Below are 15,692 nucleotides of genomic sequence, written 5' to 3'. Positions count from 1 at the left end.
CCGAACGCAGTCCCTGAACCTTAAGGGAAGCATCGCATTGGGCGACAGGAGAACGGCATGAATGCACGGGCTGAACCGTTGACCGAGAGGGATGTCGTCGATCATTTCGTGTTCGCGTCGTCGCACGAATCGAATGCGCGTTGGCTGGCCGACACGCTGGCGGCGGCCGGGCGGCTGGAACAGGTATCGCTCGAGCCCGCGGCATTGCTTCCACGGATCGCCGCGCTCCATCCTTCGCTCGTCTTCGTCGATTTCTCCGGTAGCGACGTCGATGCGGCCGCATCCGCCGTGCAAGCGGTGCGCGCGCATTCGCCGCAGTTGCAGATCGTCGCCGTCGGCACGGTCGCGGAGCCCGAGGGCGCCATCGCCGCGCTGCGCGCTGGCGTGCGCGATTTCATCGACGTGCGCGCCGGCCCCGAAGAGGCCGTTCGGATCGCGCGTCATGTGCTCGAGAACGTGACGGAGCCGCAGGCGCGCCATGGCCGACTGACTATGCTGCTCGGCGCGCGCGTTGGCGTCGGCGTGTCGACGCTCGCCGCCAATCTGGCCGCGCTACTGCAAAGGCAAGGCGCCGCCGCCGGCAAGCATGCGGCAATCGTCGATCTCGGCCTGCCGGCCGGCGACTCAATGCTTTATCTCAACACGCGCAGCGAATTCGATTTCGTCGAGGCCGTGCGCAACTTGCGGCGCTTCGACAAGACGTTCGTACATACCGCGTTGACGCGTCATGCAAGCGGACTCGCGTTGACGACACTGCCGCCCGACCTGTCGATGCTGCGTACGGTTTCGTTCTCGTCGGCCGTCGCGCTGCTCAATCGGCTGCGCGCCTTTTTCGATCGCCAGATCGTCGACCTCGGCGGCTTCTCGAACAACGACTTCATCGCTCAAGTCGCACGTGCGGCCGACGACATCTGGCTCGTCTGCGACTCGTCGATCGCATCGGTCGTCTCCGCGATCGATCTGCTGCGCGAGCTTGCCGACGCGCAGGTCGATACGAGCCGCTTCGGGCTCGTCGTCAACCGTTTCGATCCGCGGCTCGGGCTCGCGGCGGATCAGATCGCCTCGCGGCTCGACCTGCCGCTCGTCGCGACGCTGCCCTCGCGGCAGGTGCCGCTCGGGCGCGCGGCGAACCAAGGCAAGCTGATCGTGGACGCCGCCGAGCGCGATCCCTACGTACGCGCGATCGCCGCGCTCGCGCAACGGCTCTCGACGCGAACGAACGAAGGCGGCGCCGACCCGGGTGGCGAGCATGAAGGTCGTCGCGTCAGCGACAGCGACAGCGCGATCGTCGCTCGAAGGCAGGCGGCCGCGAGCCTCGCGCGCATCAAGCGTTTCCTTCACCTTCCACAGAAGCGGTCATAGACGATGTCAAACGAGATCCAATTCGCCGACGACGCCTCTTCGTTCATCCACACGCAGCAGTTTCACGACGTAAAGAATGCGGCGCACGAGCACTTGCTCACGCGCATCGAGGAGTTGGGCGCCGAGTTTGGCCGATGGTCGCGCGGCGCGATCAATCAGTTCGTCGATCTGGAAATCGACAGCTTCGTGCGGCTGCGCCATATCCCGATCAACGAGAGCGAAGTGCGGCTCATCGCTCAGGCACTGACCAAAGAGCTGGCCGGATTCGGTCCGATCGAGGATCTGCTCAACGATCCGGCCGTCGAAGACATTCTCGTGAACGGCTACCGCGACGTCTACGTATCGCGCCACGGCATTCTCGCGAAGATGCCCGTGCGCTTCACCGACAACGCGCACCTTCTGCGCATCGTGCGCCGCATCCTCGCGCCCATCGGCCGGCGGCTCGACGAGTCGAACCCGATGGTCGATGCGCGCTTGCCGGACGGCGGGCGGGTCAATGTCATCATCGAGCCGCTCTCGCTCGACGGGCCGATCGTCTCGATTCGCAAGTTTCGCAAGGATCCGCTACGCCCATCGGATTTGCTCGCCAACGGCACGTACAACGAGGAAATCGGCGCGCTGCTCGAAGCCGCGGTTGCCGCGCGCTGCAACATCCTCGTCTCGGGTGGCACGAGTTCCGGCAAGACATCGCTGCTCAACGCGCTCGCGTTCCATATCCCCGAGCCCGAGCGCGTCGTGACGATCGAGGATACCGCGGAGCTCTCCCTGAATCATCCGCACGTCGTGCGCCTCGAAAGCCGGCCCGGCGGCTTCGACGGCGCCGGGCGCGTCACGATCCGCGATCTGCTGCGCAATTCGTTGCGGATGCGGCCCGATCGCATCATCGTCGGCGAAGTTCGCGGCGGTGAAGTGCTCGAGATGCTGCAGGCGATGAATACCGGCCACGACGGCTCGATGGGCACGGTCCACGCGAGCTCGCCGCGCGAGTGCCTCTACCGGCTCGAGATGCTGGCTGGCTTCGCCGGCTTCCAGGGCACGGAGTCGAGCTTGCGGCGGCAGATCGCCAATGCGATCGACTTCATCGTGCAGATCGGCCGCTTGTCGAACGGCAGACGGCGGATTCAGTCGATCACCGAAGTCACCGGCCTCTCCGATACGATCATCGCGACACAGGAGCTCTATCGTTTCGAGCCGTTCGTCGATGAGCAGGGCGAGGAGGTCGACAACTGGGTATCGCTCGGCATTCACCCGCATTCGCCGAAGCTCGCCCGCTTCAGGCAGATGCTCGGCGGTGCCGTCCCGTTCGACGGCGGCTTCGAGCCCGACGGAGGGTTCCGTGTCTAGCGCGCTCGCGTGGGTCGCCGCGCTCGCGCTCGTTTGCGCGGCGATGGCCATTCTGCTTTGGCAGCGCGGCGCACGTTCGCAGCACGAGGCCAACGCCGCGCGCTTTATCGAGAGCAGCGTCGTTGCGCCGAAGGCGGCGGTTGCGCAGCGCACGACTACGACTACGGCCGATACGCGACGCACGACCGCCGGCGCGCGGCGTGCGGCGACAAACGTGAGCGAGCCTCGAATCGGAGCACGAGCAGCCGCGCGCATCGCCCGCGCGTTCGACGATGTCGCCACGCGCGCCGGCCTTGGCGACGCGCGCAAGCTCGCGGTCTCACTGTGTGCGGCGATAGTCGTGATTTCGGCATGGGTGGCCCTCGATGCCGGCGCACTCGCGGCAACGGCGGCCTCGGTGGCGTGCTTGTCGGCGGCATGCTTCGTCGTCAGCGTGCGCATGCAACGCCGCCGGCTCTCGATCGTGCAGCAATTGCCGACGTTCCTCGACGGCATCGTGCGGCTCGTGACGTTGGGCAACAGCGTTCCCGCCGCATTCCAGGCCTCGCTGCAAACGACGGAGGCGCCATTGCGCGAATGCATGGACCGCATCTCGCGCGCGATGCGAGCAGGTATCGAGATCGACCGCGCGTTCGGTCAGGTCGCCGCGCTCTACGGCGTGCGCGAGTTCGAATTCGTCGGCTCGGTGCTGCGCTTGTCGGTCAAGTACGGCGGCCGGGCCGACGTCATGCTCGAACGGATGTCGCTCTTCATGCGCGATCTCGAGCAGGCCGAGCGCGAGCTGGTTGCCATGTCGGCGGAGACGCGCATGTCCGCCTGGGTGCTCGCCGTGCTGCCTCTCGCGATCGGCGGCTTTCTGATTGCCTCGAATCCGACCTACTTCAGTGCCATGTGGGCGGATCCCACGGGCCGTGCGCTCGTCTACGTCGCCTTCGGCCTGCAGATGGCAGGAGGCTACATGCTCTACCGCCTGACGCGGTTGAGGTCTTGACATGCCAGCCGATCGCCTCGCCGCTCTCGCGTTCTCGCTTGCCGCGCTCGGCCTGCTGATGTTCGCGGCCGTCATCGTCGCACAGCTCGTCGTGGCGCGTCGCGGTGCACGCGTGTTGGCCAAGGCGCTCGAAGACCGCGCGTTGGCCATGGCGGCGCGAGCCGCGGCCGATGCCGCGACGACGGCGCATTCCGCTTCGCTGGCATCTCAGCAGGGCGGTGCGTCGTCGCGCAGAGTGCCCGCGCAAGCCGAGGCCGGTACCACGGCCCGCGAGACAGGCGGACAGGCAGGCAATGGGAGCGCGGCCAAAGCGCGGACGCTGAAACGCCGCGAAACGCCGCTCGAGCGTTTGGGGCGGCTTGGCGCGCGCTGGCTCGATACGCCGCTCGGCAGGCATGCCGTCGCGCAAGAAGACAGGCAGTTGCTCGATCAATGCGGTGTCGTCGATGCAAATGCACGCGGTCTCTTCCTGATGTCGCGGCTCGGCGGTGCCGTCGTGCTTGCGATTGCCGCTGGCTCGTATGCAGGCGTGCGTGGCGGACCGTGGCTCGCCGCCGCGGCGGTAGCGCTGACAGTGGGCTTCATGCTGCCGAAGCTCGTCCTCACGCGCAGGGCGTCGCTGAGGCGCCGCAGCGTCATCGAGGAATTGCCCGGATTCGTCGATCTGCTAAGGCTGTTGCAAGGCGTCGGCCTCTCGCTCGATCAAAGCCTGCAAGTGATGGCCAACGATTTCCGCTCGATGCTGCCGGTGCTGTCGCGCGAGGTCGAGATCGCGCAGCGCCAGTTCGTGGCGGGGCGCACGCGCGAGCAGTCGCTGCAGCGGCTCGCCGCGAGCTTCGGCAACGAGGATTTGCGCGCCGTCGTACGCCTGATGGTTCAGGTCGACCGGCACGGCGGCGCGGTGCAGGAACCGCTCAAGCAATTCGGCGACCGGTTGCGCGAGACGCGCCGCTCGATGCTGCGCGAGCGGATCGGACGCCTGACCGTGAAGATGACGGGGGTCATGATCCTGACGCTGCTGCCTGCCCTCTTGATCGTGACGGCGGGGCCCGGCGTGGTCACCGCCACGCACAGTTTGAGGACACAACGGCATTGATCGATGCGAGAGACGAATTAAGCGCGGGTAACGATACGGATGAACGACGGACTGTAATCGGAACGGAAAAAAATGAAGCGACTCCTACGCGTGCGTGTCGAGACGGAACTTCGCACGAGGTATTCCCGCTATTTCACGCTCGCGGTTTGCGCGATCACGACGCTTGCCGCCAGCGCTTGCGCGTTCAAGGAATCGGGCTACGGCATCGGCCCGCAGGCCGAACGCGCCGCGGCCATGCAAACGGCGGCAAACGCACAGCGGGAAAGCAAGCCCGACACGCCCGGCGTCTATCTCGCGCTGATCGACCGGATGCAGGCAGAGGGGCTCTACTATGCGTCGCTCGCGCATATCGATGCCTATGAGAAGCAGTACGGCGCGACGCCCGAATCGACGCTGCTGCGTGCCGACGCACTGCGCATCACGGGGCAAGCCGATGCGAGCGCAAGCGCTTACCGATCGCTGCTCGGGACGCCACTGGCGGCGCGCGGATACCGCGGCCTCGGGTTGCTCGCGGGCGCGGCGGGTGACTTCGCCGACGCCGGCCGTGAGCTCGCGCATGCGAGCGAGCTTGCGCCGATCGATGCAACGACACTGTCGGATCTCGGCTATGCGCGTCTGAGGGATGGCGATGTCGCCGGGGCGCGCGTGCCGCTGATGCAGGCCGCGGAGCTCGACGCGCACAACGCGCGGATTCTCTCGAACATCGCCTTGCTATTGCTTGCGCAAGGCCACACTCATGAGGCACGCGCGCTGATGGACGAGCAGCATTTCTCGCCGGAAGTGCGCGAGGCCATTCGAAGCGATGCGTCGAAGGTGGCTGCCGTCGAGCGCGCGCGTCGCTTGGGGCCGCAGACGTCGTTGGCCAAGCGCCAGCCACGGCCGGAGAGCCGGCAGGACCCGACGCTGCTGGCGCGCGCGCACGCCGATGCGACGGTGGCCGACTCGCTGCGAGGTTCCGCTGCCGCGCCGATCGATCAAACGCCGCCTCCGTTGTTGCAACAGTTCGCACAGTGACGAGCCACGAGGAGCAGCAGCCGATGAAACGAAAGACTCTCGATGTTATTCGCACTGCAGCCCGGATGCCGCTCTTTGCGATTGCCGTCATCGTCTCGGCTGCCGCCGTGATCGTGGCAACGTCATCGCCGAGTGCGGCTGAAGAGACGTCGCCGCGAGCCGCGAATAGGACGCGCGCGAGCGAAGTCGGCGACGCGACGAGCGCTTGGCTCGAACTGCAGCGCAGCAACCAAGCGGCGGGCCCCGCATTGCCGACCCTCGGCGCGGAAGCGGGCCTCGCCTACGATCGCTACCTCGACTCGTTCAAGACGAAGATTCCGGCATCGTTCGCTTCGCCGATCGAAACGAGAGGTCCATCGTTTGGCGACTACGGGAACGGCGGCGGCTCCGGTGCCGGTGCCTCGACAAATTCCAATTGACGAGTCCCGAACGTGTCGCCTGAGCGCAATTTCCCGACGCTATCCGGCCGCAAGCGAGCGGCCGCCTCCGCGCGTATGCGCGCGGTTCGGCCATCGGCCGCCCGGCGTCAGCGCGGCTCGATCGTCGTCATGGCGGCTCTCTTTCTGACGATCGCCGTCGCGGCGCTCGGCGCGCTCGACGTCGGCAACGTCTTTTTCGCGCGGCGCTCGTTGCAGCGGATCGCCGACCTCGCCGCTTTGGCCGGCGTACAGACGATCAGCGGCGGGTGTGGCGCGGCGAGCGCGAGCGCAACGGCGAACGCCGCGGCGAACGGCTTTTCGATCGACGCGTCAGGCGCCGCGACGATCACCGTCGCATGCGGCCGATGGGATACGAAAACCAACGGCGCGCCGAGCTACTTCGCGAGCACGAACGCGGGAGCGCCGCTCAATGCGCTGCAGGTGACCGTGACGCGCCAGATCCCGTACTTCTTTCTCGGACCGGTCCGCACCGTCAGCGCAACGTCGACGGCGCAGGCGACGAACATCGGCGCATTTTCCGTCGGGACGGCACTCGCGCAATTGCAAGGCGGAGCCGTCAACGGCCTGCTGAATGCACTGCTCGGAACGAACCTCGATCTCTCGCTCGTCTCCTATGAGTCGCTCGCGAATGCGCGTATCAAGATCGGCGATCTGATGGCGGCGGCTGGAGTCGGGACCGTCGATCAGTTGCTCGCGACACAGGTCGATGTTCCTCAGCTCGCGCACCTGATGTTGACGGCGCTGTCGCGCACATCGATTGCCGATGCGAACTTGCAGAACGATATGGCCACGCTGCAGACCATCCTCGATGGCGGTATTTCGGACACTTTGACATTCCCGCTCGGCAACATGGCAGGCACCGCGGGCCTATTCTCACTCGGCGTATCGAATGCGCAAAGCGCCGTCGATGCGACGATCAGTCCGCTCGATGCGCTCATCGTCGCGGCCGAAATCGCGCATGCGGGGCAGCCTGCGATCGATATCACGACGGGCCTGAACCTTGGTGCGCTTGCCAGTGCGACGGTCAAGGTGCAGATCGTCGAGCCGCCCGTGCTCGCCGTGGGCGAAGCGGGAAGAGATCCGACGACGCAGGCATGGCGGACTGAAGCGAGCGCCGCGCAGGTGCGGCTTTATCTGAAGCTCGCCGTGGACAACCTCAGCGTGCCGATTTCCATCGAAGCGGCGCAAGGTCAAGCGTGGCTCGAATCGACGAACTGCACGTCGTCGCAGGCGAGCAGCAATTCGATCATCGGCGGGCAGACCGGGATTGCAAATCTTTGTATCGCCGATCAGGCCGCGAATCCCCAAGCCGCCTCGCAGGCATTTAGTTGTCCAACGCAACCGGCGACGATCCTCGAGGTGGCAGGCATCCCCGTTGTTACCGCCCACGCTTCGACTTCGTTGACCGGCAACCCGATCGATCCTCCCTTGACGTTCGCCGCGAGCGGCGGATACGGCAGTTTCGGAACAGGGATCGGTGAAGCGCTCACGAACGCGTTGTCGAGCAGCTTGCAGGTTGACGGCATCGACGTGTCGATTGTGACCTCCGCGCTCGAGCCGCTTCTCGAGGGAATTGCCGCTATCCGCATCGATCCGCTGCTGCAACTGCTCGGCGTGCAAGCCGGCGTCACGACGATTCATGACCTGTCGCTGACTTGCGGCGCGCCGAAACTGGTTTACTGACAAGACATTCGAAATCGAACAATGAGAGCCGCCAACAATACGATCGAGGAACTGGACATCTATGTCTGGGAGGGCAAGGCCGATATCGTCGAGCGCGTGATTCGCTGCATGGCGAGCTTCGACGTCGAGGTCATCCGCGCCGACGGCGCGACGGCGCCCGAACGCAGCAGCCCCTCGCGCGCCGCGTTGGCGATCATCAGCGTGAGCGTGATCGATGGCGGCTCGCGCGCGCTGCACGACTGGCAGGCAACGAGCGGCATGCCCGTGATCTGGGTCGGCGCGGTGCCGCGCGAGCGCGATCCCGCCACCTATCCGCCCGAATATTCGCATGTGCTGCCGCTCGATTTCACGTGCGCCGAGTTACGCGGCATGGTGACGAAACTCGCCGCCCAGTTGCGGGCGCACACGGCCGGGACGGCCGCGCCGACGGCGATCGTCGCGCATTCGGAGCCCATGCAAATGCTGCTGCATGAAGTCGATACGTTTGCGGATTGCGACACGAGCGTGCTCATTCGCGGCGAGACGGGCGTCGGCAAAGAGCGGATTGCGCAACTGCTGCACGAAAAACATTCGCGCTACCGGCACGGGCCGTTCGTACCCGTCAATTGCGGCGCCATCCCCGACGGCCTTTTCGAGTCGCTGTTCTTCGGCCATGCGAAGGGCTCGTTCACCGGCGCGATCGGCGCGCACAAAGGGTACTTCGAACAAGCGGACGGCGGCACGCTGTTTCTCGACGAGATCGGCGACCTTCCGCTCTATCAGCAGGTGAAGCTGCTGCGCGTGCTGGAAGACGGCGCCGTCACACGGATCGGCTCGGCCACGCCGGTCAAAGTCGATTTCCGACTCGTCGCCGCGACCAACAAGAATCTGCCGCAGCTCGTGAAGGACGGCACGTTTCGGGCTGACCTCTTTTACCGGCTCGCCGTCATCGAGTTACGGATTCCGTCGCTCGAGGAGCGCGGCGCTGTCGACAAGATCGCGATCTTCAATGCCTTTATCGCTTCCGTGGTAGGCGCCGACCGGCTCGCCACGCTCCCCGAGATTCCGTATTGGCTGGCCGATTCCGTTGCCGACACTTACTTTCCCGGCAACGTGCGCGAGTTGCGCAACCTGGCCGAGCGCATCGGCGTGACCGTGCGGCAGATCGGCAGCTGGGATGCGCCGCGGCTCAAGCGCTTGCTCGCCCACGCGCGCAATGCCCAGCCGATACCGGCCGAAAGCGCGAGCGAGGTCATCGTGGACCGCAGCAAGTGGGACATGGCCGAGCGCAGCCGCGTGCTCGCCGCGCTCGCGACCAACGCGTGGCGACGCCAGGACACCGCTCAGTACCTCGGCATCAGCCGCAAAGTGTTGTGGGAAAAGATGCGGAAATACCAAATATTCGATGAGGAGCCCGAAACAAGAGAAACTGAGTAATAATGACGCGCTGAAGTAGCCTGTTCCAATTAGAACTACTAGCGCCAGGAATTGACAATGAGGAATTTTTCTCGTATGCGGGGGACAGCGCTTGCCGCGCTTGTCGTCATCGGGGGAATCGGGATGGTGGGCTGTGCCGGTGCACAGTCGGCCGGAGAAGTCGCATCGGCCACGCCGTCAATGTCGGCGCCCGTGGCTGCATCGGCGGCCGTTGTAGCCGCCGCGCCTGCGCCGGTTGTCGCTTTGTCGGCTTCGACAACGATTGCGCCGGATCAATCGGCGTCGGCGACGACGTCCGACGACACAAAAGAGGCGCAGGGCAACGTTGCCGAGCTGCGTCGCCTGATGCGCAGCAACGAGCTAACGGAGTTGCGCACGAGCTACAACGGCAGCTACGGGGCGAGCCTGTTGCTTCACGGCGACGATTTGACGTACTACATCGCGCTCTTTCAACAAAAGAACTTTTGGCGAGTGATCAAGACGCACGACGACGCGCGTGCGGAACAGATCTACGCCGACTTCGTCAAGAAGAGTGCACAGCTTGCCGATGTCGAATTGCGTCGCGCGAAGCTCGCCGCGCAAAAGGCCTACACCGAGCGGCAGATCGCGCTGCAGCAGGCGCGCGCCGATCGCTTGCAAGCTGATCTCGATGTGGCGCATCAGCAACAGACGCTCTTCGCGAGCCGCCAGAAAGAAACGCGCGAGGAAGCGGCCGCGCTCGAGATGCAGAAACGCGCCGCGCAGGACCAACTGCGCGATTTGCGGCGCCAGGTTCAGTCGCTGCAACGCGAGAACGAGCAGGGATTGCCGCACAGCATTCACTGATCTATTTGAAAACGGCCGATTTGGCCACGGCGCCGCGCCGTCCTTACGGACGACGTGGCGCCGTGCACCACAATCGCGCAATATGGTCAGTCCTCTCCGTCTCTCCTGGCATGCCTTGTCCGGAGAGACATCGGCATTTTCCGCCCTATCGCTAGCGAGCGGGCGGCGGCGGCCGCTTTGCTTTTGACTTCTTATCTTTCGCTGACCCGTCCGCTTGAGCGGTTTTAGCGTGCTTCCTTTCGCCTTTCGGCTCGGCCGCATCGACAGCGATGGGATCGCTCGCGGGGAAGGTTTCCCCCAGTGCCTCGTCGAGCCTATCATCCGATGATTCGATAGGACGAGGGGCGGGCGGGTGAGTCTTTGGCATGACGGTCTCCTCGTGACGAGAAGTGAAGAACCAGCATAACGCATCGATGTGACCGCTGCTGCTTCCGCCATCTCCTATGCATAATCTGCAGCTACCTTGTAATTGCTGCTTGCTTCCGCCTAATCTTCTGATTATTTGTCGAAGGCTTGGATCGGGGCGAAACGCCCGCCATCTATACAACCTAGTCTTCTTGCGCCGCTGAAGGCACCAAATTTGCCACTACTCTCGCGTCTTCACCTTTGGGATAGCAATGGGAATTCAGCAGACGGAACAGCCCCGCAGGGTGCATGCGCTACATCTTGTCGATGCCGACCTCGATCACCTCGAGCGAGCGATCCGCGAACCCGACAATCGCATGCTCAACGCCCAATACTGGGAACGCCGCGTCCTCTCGGTCCGGCATCAATTCGAACTGACGCGCGAGCAACGCGCGCGCGTCGAAGCAATTCTTGAAAGGCTCGCCCAGCGCAACGGGGAACCTGCCTTGTAGGCACTACTGCGGCGAGCGTCGTCCCGGGGGCCTGCCACGAGTGTGAGCAGGCCCCTACGTCCTTCTTTACTCGTTATTGCTGTTGTCGCCGCCGGTGTTGCCGTGCTCACCGTTATGGGGCGCGGTACTGAACGGCCGGCGGCGGCGCGTCACGACGACGGGGCCTTCGTTGGTGGTCCGATCCGACTGAGAAGGCGTGGGCGCGCCGTGCGCTTCCCGCGGTTCACGCGGCTCGCGCGGTTCACGCGATTCGCGGTACGGTCCCGAGCCCTCGCGCGGGCCGTGCCGCTCGCGCTCGCCGTGTCCGCCCGGGCGTGGGCCGCGCGGGCCGGGGCGGGTGCCCGTATCGAGCTGGATCGTCGAAATGGCCCGTTTGTAGATGCCTTGCAGCCCCACGGGCGTGCGCAGCATGACCAGATATTGATCGAACGATTCGATGCATCCCGTCAGGCGAATGCCGTTGACAAGATAGATTTCGACGCGCTTGCGTTCTTTGCGCGCGGCATTCATGAAGTCGTTCTGCGGATGCGATTCTGACGGATTCGGCATTGCAAGGACGGCAGCGCAAGCTGCTCCAGTTGAGTTAGTGAGAGGCGCAACGAGGCGCGCGATTCCGGGCTGGCCGCGATTTTAACCCGTGTCCGGCGAATGAGGGCCAGTGGACCGCCATTCGCTCCATGCGGCACGTGCTCGGCGCGAGTTCGATAGAGGCTGAACGCGCGGCCGAGTTCCTCCATCCGTTCGATGGCGGCTGCACACGGTTTCTCCCCGACCGGTCGATATCGGCGGGTCGGGGCGTCGCTTTCGTTCGTGGGACAATCTGCTCGTCAATCCGCGGTTGGTCAGTCCGTATCGGCCGATCGGCGATGGTGCGTTGGCGTACCACGACAGTCCGGCCTCGTGGTCGAACATCGATTCGATGCTCGACTCCCACACATTAGGCCGTAATTTTCGCGAGAGCCAGATGAAATCGAAAATTTCGGACGAGCGGCAACGACCATGAAAGTCCTTCCCCCGAATCTCTCCGAGTCTCGTTTTCGCGCGGCGTTGGACGAGTTGGCGTCGATCGTCGGCAACGCGTACGTGCTCGCCAGTGAAGACGCGCTGACCGAGTACGCGGATCCGTTCGTGCCGGGGCCGCGGGAGCAACGGTTCGCGGCGTCGGCGGCCGTATTGCCGAGCTCCGTCGATGAAATCCGCGAAGTGCTGCGCGTGGCGCGCGCATATGCGCTGCCGCTCTGGCCGGTCTCGACCGGCCGCAACTTCGCGTACGGCGGCGCCGCGCCGCGCTTGACCGGTTCAGTCGTTCTCGACCTCAAGCGGATGAACCGCGTGCTCGAAGTGAACGAGACGCTTGCCTACGCGCTGGTCGAGCCTGGGGTGACGTATTTCGATCTTTACGCTCACTTGCGCGAGCGTGGCTCGAAGTTGTGGATCGACCCCGCGGCGGCGGGATGGGGGAGCGTGGTCGGCAATGCGCTAGAGCGGGGGGTCGGCTACACGCCCTACGGCGATCACGCGGCGGCGCAATGCGGGATGGAGGTCGTGCTCGCGAACGGCGACGTCATTCGCACGGGCATGGGCGGCATCGAGATCGGCAGAGCCTGGCAGCTTTACAAGCCCGGTTTCGGGCCTTCGTACGATGCGATGTTTATGCAGTCGAACTTCGGAATCGTCACGAAACTCGGCATCGCGCTGATGCCGAGGCCAGCGTCCTATCTGCTCGCGCATGCGCGATTTCGCGAGGAAGCGGATCTTGTAGCGGTTGTTGAAGCGTTGCGCCCGTTCAAGCTCGATGAAACGATCCGCAATCATGCGGTTATCGAAGGGGCGATCCGTTTTGCGGCCGGGATTTCTTCGCGCTCGCAATGGTATGAGGGCAGCGGGCCGATGCCCGACGCCGCGGTGGCTGCGATGGCCAAGCAACTCGGCATTGGTCGCTGGAACCTGCGGTTCGGGCTCTACGGGGTACCCGAGATCGTCGAAGCGCAGTATGCGATCGTCAGGCGCGCTTTGTTGCGTGTGCGTGGCGCCGAGATCGACGCGGCACGCTACGTCGGCGACGAGGAACCGTCGGCCGGCGGCGACCGCAACATGGCCGGGATTCCGACGATGGCCGCTTTTCGCATGCTCGATTGGCGCGGCGGCAATGGGGCGCATGTCGATTTTTCGCCGATCTGTCCGTTCACGGGGGGCGATGCGATGCGGCAGTATTTGGTGGCCAAGACGCGCGCGGCGGAGTATGGGTTTGATTACTACGGTGGATTCACAGCCGGCGCGCGCCATCTTCATCACATCATGGCGATCATTTTCAATCGCGACGACGCGCTCGAAAGCGATGCGGCCGAGGACTTGCTGCGTGTGCTGATGAGTGATGCGCGCGCCGAAGGATACGGCGAATATCGTGCTCACCTTGCGTATATGGATTTCGCCGCCGCGCAGTACGATTTCAACGACGGCGCGCTGCTACGGTTTTCGGAGACGATCAAGGATGCCCTCGATCCACAAGGGATTCTCGCGCCGGGCAAGTCGGGGATTTGGCCGCGTATGTGGCGTAGCAGGCGCGGTTATACCTAACGCGTAAGGCGATGCAGAGGGCGGTGGCAGCATGAATCGACGCATTTTCCTGATGGCGAGCGCCGGGCTGGCGGCTAGCGGAGGGTTCGGGCGCGCTATGGTGTCGGGCGATCGACATTCAGTAGCCGCCGGGCCTGTCGTCGTCATCGTCGATGCGTCGCTCGATGAAAGCGTCGAATGGGCGCGGTCCGCCATTGCGCATGGCGCCTCGGTGATCGATGGCGGCGATGACGTCGGTGCGCTTTGGTATCGGGCACTGAGAGGCACGCGCGTGTCCGTGGTCGGTGCGTTGCGTGCGTCCGATTTCTTTGTGATTCGGCATTTGGCGCGAAGCGAGGGCCGAACGGTAATGCATGAATCTGGCAGCGCCGGCGTTGTTTCGTTTGGCATCGACGCTTTGTCCTGAGCGACTGCGGGAGTCCTGGCGGATCAGTTGCCAAGATTCATTCAACGTTGAACTGACACCTGCGGCGGGGCGGGCGTTCACTAGATCTCCCTTCGATTGAAAGGAGATCGTCATGGAAACGCGTACTGCTCTCGCCGGCTCGTGCGTGCCGTGGAACAAGGGCAAGCTCACCGGCCATAAGCCGCCGCCGAAGCTTCCGGAAATCTGGGCGATCCGCACTAGGCTGCAAATGTCGTCGAACATTCGCACTCGTGCAGGATATCTGCCAAGGCTCCCACGTCGGATCCCGGGCAATGGTAATGCAGCAGAAGACGCAACGACCTGTTCAGTTTGAGGTCACGGACCAAACTCGTAAGAGCCTCGAGGCCTGGATCCAAGTGCGCGGATTGAAGCCGCAGACAAAAGTATGAAGAGTGACGGCCGGCGAGCGGTCGCTTGCCGGCCAGGAAGGGACGTTCGGTCGTGATTCCCCAAAGGCTGCAGTCAACGGCCTCATGACCCGCGGTGCCAGCGCACTCAAGACGAAAAGTGTCCTATGGCAGCATGGCCAGGAAAAACCGCACCACATCGATGTTGAATTGTTCATGGAACGCCGCCCGGTCGAAGCCCGGCAGGCTGTTGCAGATTTCCGGCCGCATCCGGGAAAGACGCGCATCGCACCGTGGCAGGAAGTCGTAGTGACCTGCGTTGGCAACCACGTGATATTCGGGCGCATGGGGCAAGTCGGCGCGTACCGGCTCGTCATAGTAGGGATGCGGCTGATGCCGATCGTCGGCCGCGCTCCAGAGCTGGACCGTGGCGTGAACGCCGCTTAGCCCTGTGCGGCCGAAAGTAAATCCAAACGAAGGTGCAGCGATGACGAGGGCCTTGATGCGCGGATCGTGAACCCAGGCGCCGGCGGGAACATTCGCGGCGAAGCGCAGGTCGACGCCTGCCTGCTTCAGGGCCTCACACAGATCATGATCCGGGTGGACCTCACAAAACGGGGCGATTTTTGAAAGGTCCGGGATACCGCCTGCGGCCACGAGCACGGTGAAGCCGCCGTTGGAAAAGCCAAACGCGCCGATTCGGGCCGCATCCAGCCGCTTGTGCCAACGCCACTCGTCGAGCATGTAGTCAACCAGCCGGTGAAGCTGGGCGGGACGGCGCCAGAGTTGCAAGACCCGGCTCTGGTCGTCGAAAGTGTCGCCGGCGTGACTGACAGCTGCCGCGACGAAGCCCGCGTGAGCCAACGCGAGAGCCGTGTCGTAATGGCCACTGTACCAGCCTCCGCCGCCGTGTGACATCACCACCAGTGGCAGGTGATTGCCAGCGATCGGCGCGTCCAGCGCTACAGTCTGTGTGAAAGTGTCCAACGAGTGCGGAGTCGCCGGCGCGTTAGTCGGAAACCAGATGCCGGCCGTGAGCGGTGGCTCAGCACCGTTCGGTATTTTGACCTCCGCAAAGCCGACATCGGCTGCGAAGACAGGCGCGGCAATCAAGCCCCAAAGGGCGGTGAGAATGGCCATCAACCTCATGATCATCTCCGTTGTTGTCGTCGCTCAGACCGAACGGTACCGAGTAGGCGCGGCGAAGCAAGCCGTCACTTGACCAAGGCGCCTCGGTCGCGTTGATTGTTTCGAGGAAGGAGAATCAATTGATCTGAGAGTCCACCTTGGATGGTACAGGACACCGCCGAGTG

The 15,692-nt window shown here is 64.3% G+C and carries 14 protein-coding genes and 1 pseudogene; 12 read left to right on the top strand and 3 right to left on the bottom strand.

The window, feature by feature from the left end; genetic code table 11:
• Positions 1 to 57 precede the first annotated feature (57 nt).
• The 10 genes from C9I57_RS04870 (at position 58) to C9I57_RS04820 (ending at position 11,028) form a co-directional block, all read left to right on the top strand.
• Positions 58 to 1,362, top strand: a complete 1,305-nt coding sequence (locus C9I57_RS04870) for a fimbrial protein (RefSeq protein WP_107149513.1) — start codon at positions 58 to 60, stop codon at positions 1,360 to 1,362.
• A 3-nt stretch (positions 1,363 to 1,365) separates the two neighbouring features.
• Positions 1,366 to 2,706, top strand: coding sequence for a CpaF family protein (locus tag C9I57_RS04865; protein ID WP_107149512.1), 1,341 nt, complete (start codon positions 1,366 to 1,368; stop codon positions 2,704 to 2,706).
• The gene (locus tag C9I57_RS04860) at positions 2,699 to 3,697 is read left to right on the top strand and encodes a type II secretion system F family protein (RefSeq protein WP_107149511.1); all 999 of its coding nucleotides are present in this window, start codon (positions 2,699 to 2,701) and stop codon (positions 3,695 to 3,697) included. The genes C9I57_RS04865 and C9I57_RS04860 overlap by 8 nt, the downstream gene beginning before the upstream one ends.
• 1 nt (position 3,698) lies before the next feature.
• Complete coding sequence (locus tag C9I57_RS04855) at positions 3,699 to 4,793, top strand: type II secretion system F family protein (RefSeq protein ID WP_107149510.1); 1,095 nt, start codon at positions 3,699 to 3,701, stop codon at positions 4,791 to 4,793.
• 72 nt (positions 4,794 to 4,865) lie between these two features.
• Entirely contained in the window at positions 4,866 to 5,807 is a 942-nt protein-coding gene (locus tag C9I57_RS04850; RefSeq protein WP_258187502.1) for a pilus assembly protein, read from the top strand.
• Positions 5,808 to 5,830: 23 nt separating this feature from the next.
• Positions 5,831 to 6,226: a DUF3613 domain-containing protein gene (locus tag C9I57_RS04845; protein ID WP_258187501.1), complete on the top strand. Its 396-nt coding sequence runs from the start codon at positions 5,831 to 5,833 to the stop codon at positions 6,224 to 6,226.
• Positions 6,227 to 6,301: 75 nt separating this feature from the next.
• Positions 6,302 to 7,930 (top strand): TadG family pilus assembly protein, encoded by a 1,629-nt coding sequence (locus C9I57_RS04840; protein ID WP_181321739.1) that lies wholly within the window; start codon positions 6,302 to 6,304, stop codon positions 7,928 to 7,930.
• Positions 7,931 to 7,951: 21 nt separating this feature from the next.
• Positions 7,952 to 9,346, top strand: a complete 1,395-nt coding sequence (locus tag C9I57_RS04835; protein ID WP_107149507.1) for a sigma 54-interacting transcriptional regulator — start codon at positions 7,952 to 7,954, stop codon at positions 9,344 to 9,346.
• A 57-nt stretch (positions 9,347 to 9,403) separates the two neighbouring features.
• A complete protein-coding gene (locus C9I57_RS04830) occupies positions 9,404 to 10,171 on the top strand; it encodes a DUF2968 domain-containing protein (protein WP_107149506.1) in 768 nt (255 codons plus the stop codon).
• A 617-nt stretch (positions 10,172 to 10,788) separates the two neighbouring features.
• Complete coding sequence (locus tag C9I57_RS04820; RefSeq protein ID WP_018438694.1) at positions 10,789 to 11,028, top strand: hypothetical protein; 240 nt, start codon at positions 10,789 to 10,791, stop codon at positions 11,026 to 11,028.
• A gap of 66 nt (positions 11,029 to 11,094) precedes the next feature.
• Here the strand turns inward: C9I57_RS04820 and hfq are convergent, their stop codons facing one another.
• Positions 11,095 to 11,577, bottom strand: coding sequence for an RNA chaperone Hfq (gene hfq, locus C9I57_RS04815; protein ID WP_107149504.1), 483 nt, complete (start codon positions 11,575 to 11,577; stop codon positions 11,095 to 11,097).
• Between the two features lie 450 nt (positions 11,578 to 12,027).
• Here hfq and C9I57_RS04810 point away from each other — a divergent pair, with 450 nt between their 5' ends.
• On the top strand, positions 12,028 to 13,605 hold the full coding sequence (locus tag C9I57_RS04810) for an FAD-binding oxidoreductase (protein ID WP_107149503.1): 1,578 nt from the start codon (positions 12,028 to 12,030) through the stop codon (positions 13,603 to 13,605).
• A gap of 118 nt (positions 13,606 to 13,723) precedes the next feature.
• On the opposite strand, the gene C9I57_RS32365 is transcribed toward C9I57_RS04810, so the two are convergent.
• Positions 13,724 to 14,254: a hypothetical protein gene (locus tag C9I57_RS32365; RefSeq protein ID WP_181321726.1), complete on the bottom strand. Its 531-nt coding sequence runs from the start codon at positions 14,252 to 14,254 to the stop codon at positions 13,724 to 13,726.
• Here C9I57_RS32365 and C9I57_RS33140 point away from each other — a divergent pair.
• Positions 14,157 to 14,403, top strand: a pseudogene (locus C9I57_RS33140) (integrase); the annotation flags it as partial. The gene C9I57_RS32365 and the pseudogene C9I57_RS33140 sit on opposite strands and share 98 nt — an antisense overlap.
• Positions 14,404 to 14,544: 141 nt before the next feature.
• On the opposite strand, the gene C9I57_RS04795 reads toward C9I57_RS33140, so the two are convergent.
• Complete coding sequence (locus C9I57_RS04795) at positions 14,545 to 15,528, bottom strand: alpha/beta hydrolase family protein (protein ID WP_258187500.1); 984 nt, start codon at positions 15,526 to 15,528, stop codon at positions 14,545 to 14,547.
• Positions 15,529 to 15,692: the final 164 nt, after the last annotated feature.

It is taken from the genome of Trinickia symbiotica, from assembly GCF_003028655.1.
GTDB classification, from domain to species: Bacteria; Pseudomonadota; Gammaproteobacteria; order Burkholderiales; family Burkholderiaceae; genus Trinickia; species Trinickia symbiotica_A.
Note: the sequence above shows the minus strand (reverse complement) of the source record. Positions and strands in the feature narration are given on the sequence as shown.

What these genes read in the sequence shown, in the direction of transcription:
- hfq (WP_107149504.1), bottom strand. Translation starts at nt 11,577, where the DNA reads ATGCCGAATCCGTCAGAATCGCATCCGCAGAACGACTTCATGAATGCC.
- C9I57_RS04830 (WP_107149506.1), top strand. Translation starts at nt 9,404, where the DNA reads ATGAGGAATTTTTCTCGTATGCGGGGGACAGCGCTTGCCGCGCTTGTC.
- C9I57_RS04795 (WP_258187500.1), bottom strand. Translation starts at nt 15,528, where the DNA reads ATGAGGTTGATGGCCATTCTCACCGCCCTTTGGGGCTTGATTGCCGCG.
- C9I57_RS04870 (WP_107149513.1), top strand. Translation starts at nt 58, where the DNA reads ATGAATGCACGGGCTGAACCGTTGACCGAGAGGGATGTCGTCGATCAT.
- C9I57_RS04810 (WP_107149503.1), top strand. Translation starts at nt 12,028, where the DNA reads ATGAAAGTCCTTCCCCCGAATCTCTCCGAGTCTCGTTTTCGCGCGGCG.
- C9I57_RS04820 (WP_018438694.1), top strand. Translation starts at nt 10,789, where the DNA reads ATGGGAATTCAGCAGACGGAACAGCCCCGCAGGGTGCATGCGCTACAT.
- C9I57_RS04865 (WP_107149512.1), top strand. Translation starts at nt 1,366, where the DNA reads ATGTCAAACGAGATCCAATTCGCCGACGACGCCTCTTCGTTCATCCAC.
- C9I57_RS32365 (WP_181321726.1), bottom strand. Translation starts at nt 14,254, where the DNA reads ATGTTCGACGACATTTGCAGCCTAGTGCGGATCGCCCAGATTTCCGGA.
- C9I57_RS04855 (WP_107149510.1), top strand. Translation starts at nt 3,699, where the DNA reads ATGCCAGCCGATCGCCTCGCCGCTCTCGCGTTCTCGCTTGCCGCGCTC.
- C9I57_RS04835 (WP_107149507.1), top strand. Translation starts at nt 7,952, where the DNA reads ATGAGAGCCGCCAACAATACGATCGAGGAACTGGACATCTATGTCTGG.
- C9I57_RS04840 (WP_181321739.1), top strand. Translation starts at nt 6,302, where the DNA reads ATGCGCGCGGTTCGGCCATCGGCCGCCCGGCGTCAGCGCGGCTCGATC.
- C9I57_RS04850 (WP_258187502.1), top strand. Translation starts at nt 4,866, where the DNA reads ATGAAGCGACTCCTACGCGTGCGTGTCGAGACGGAACTTCGCACGAGG.
- C9I57_RS04845 (WP_258187501.1), top strand. Translation starts at nt 5,831, where the DNA reads ATGAAACGAAAGACTCTCGATGTTATTCGCACTGCAGCCCGGATGCCG.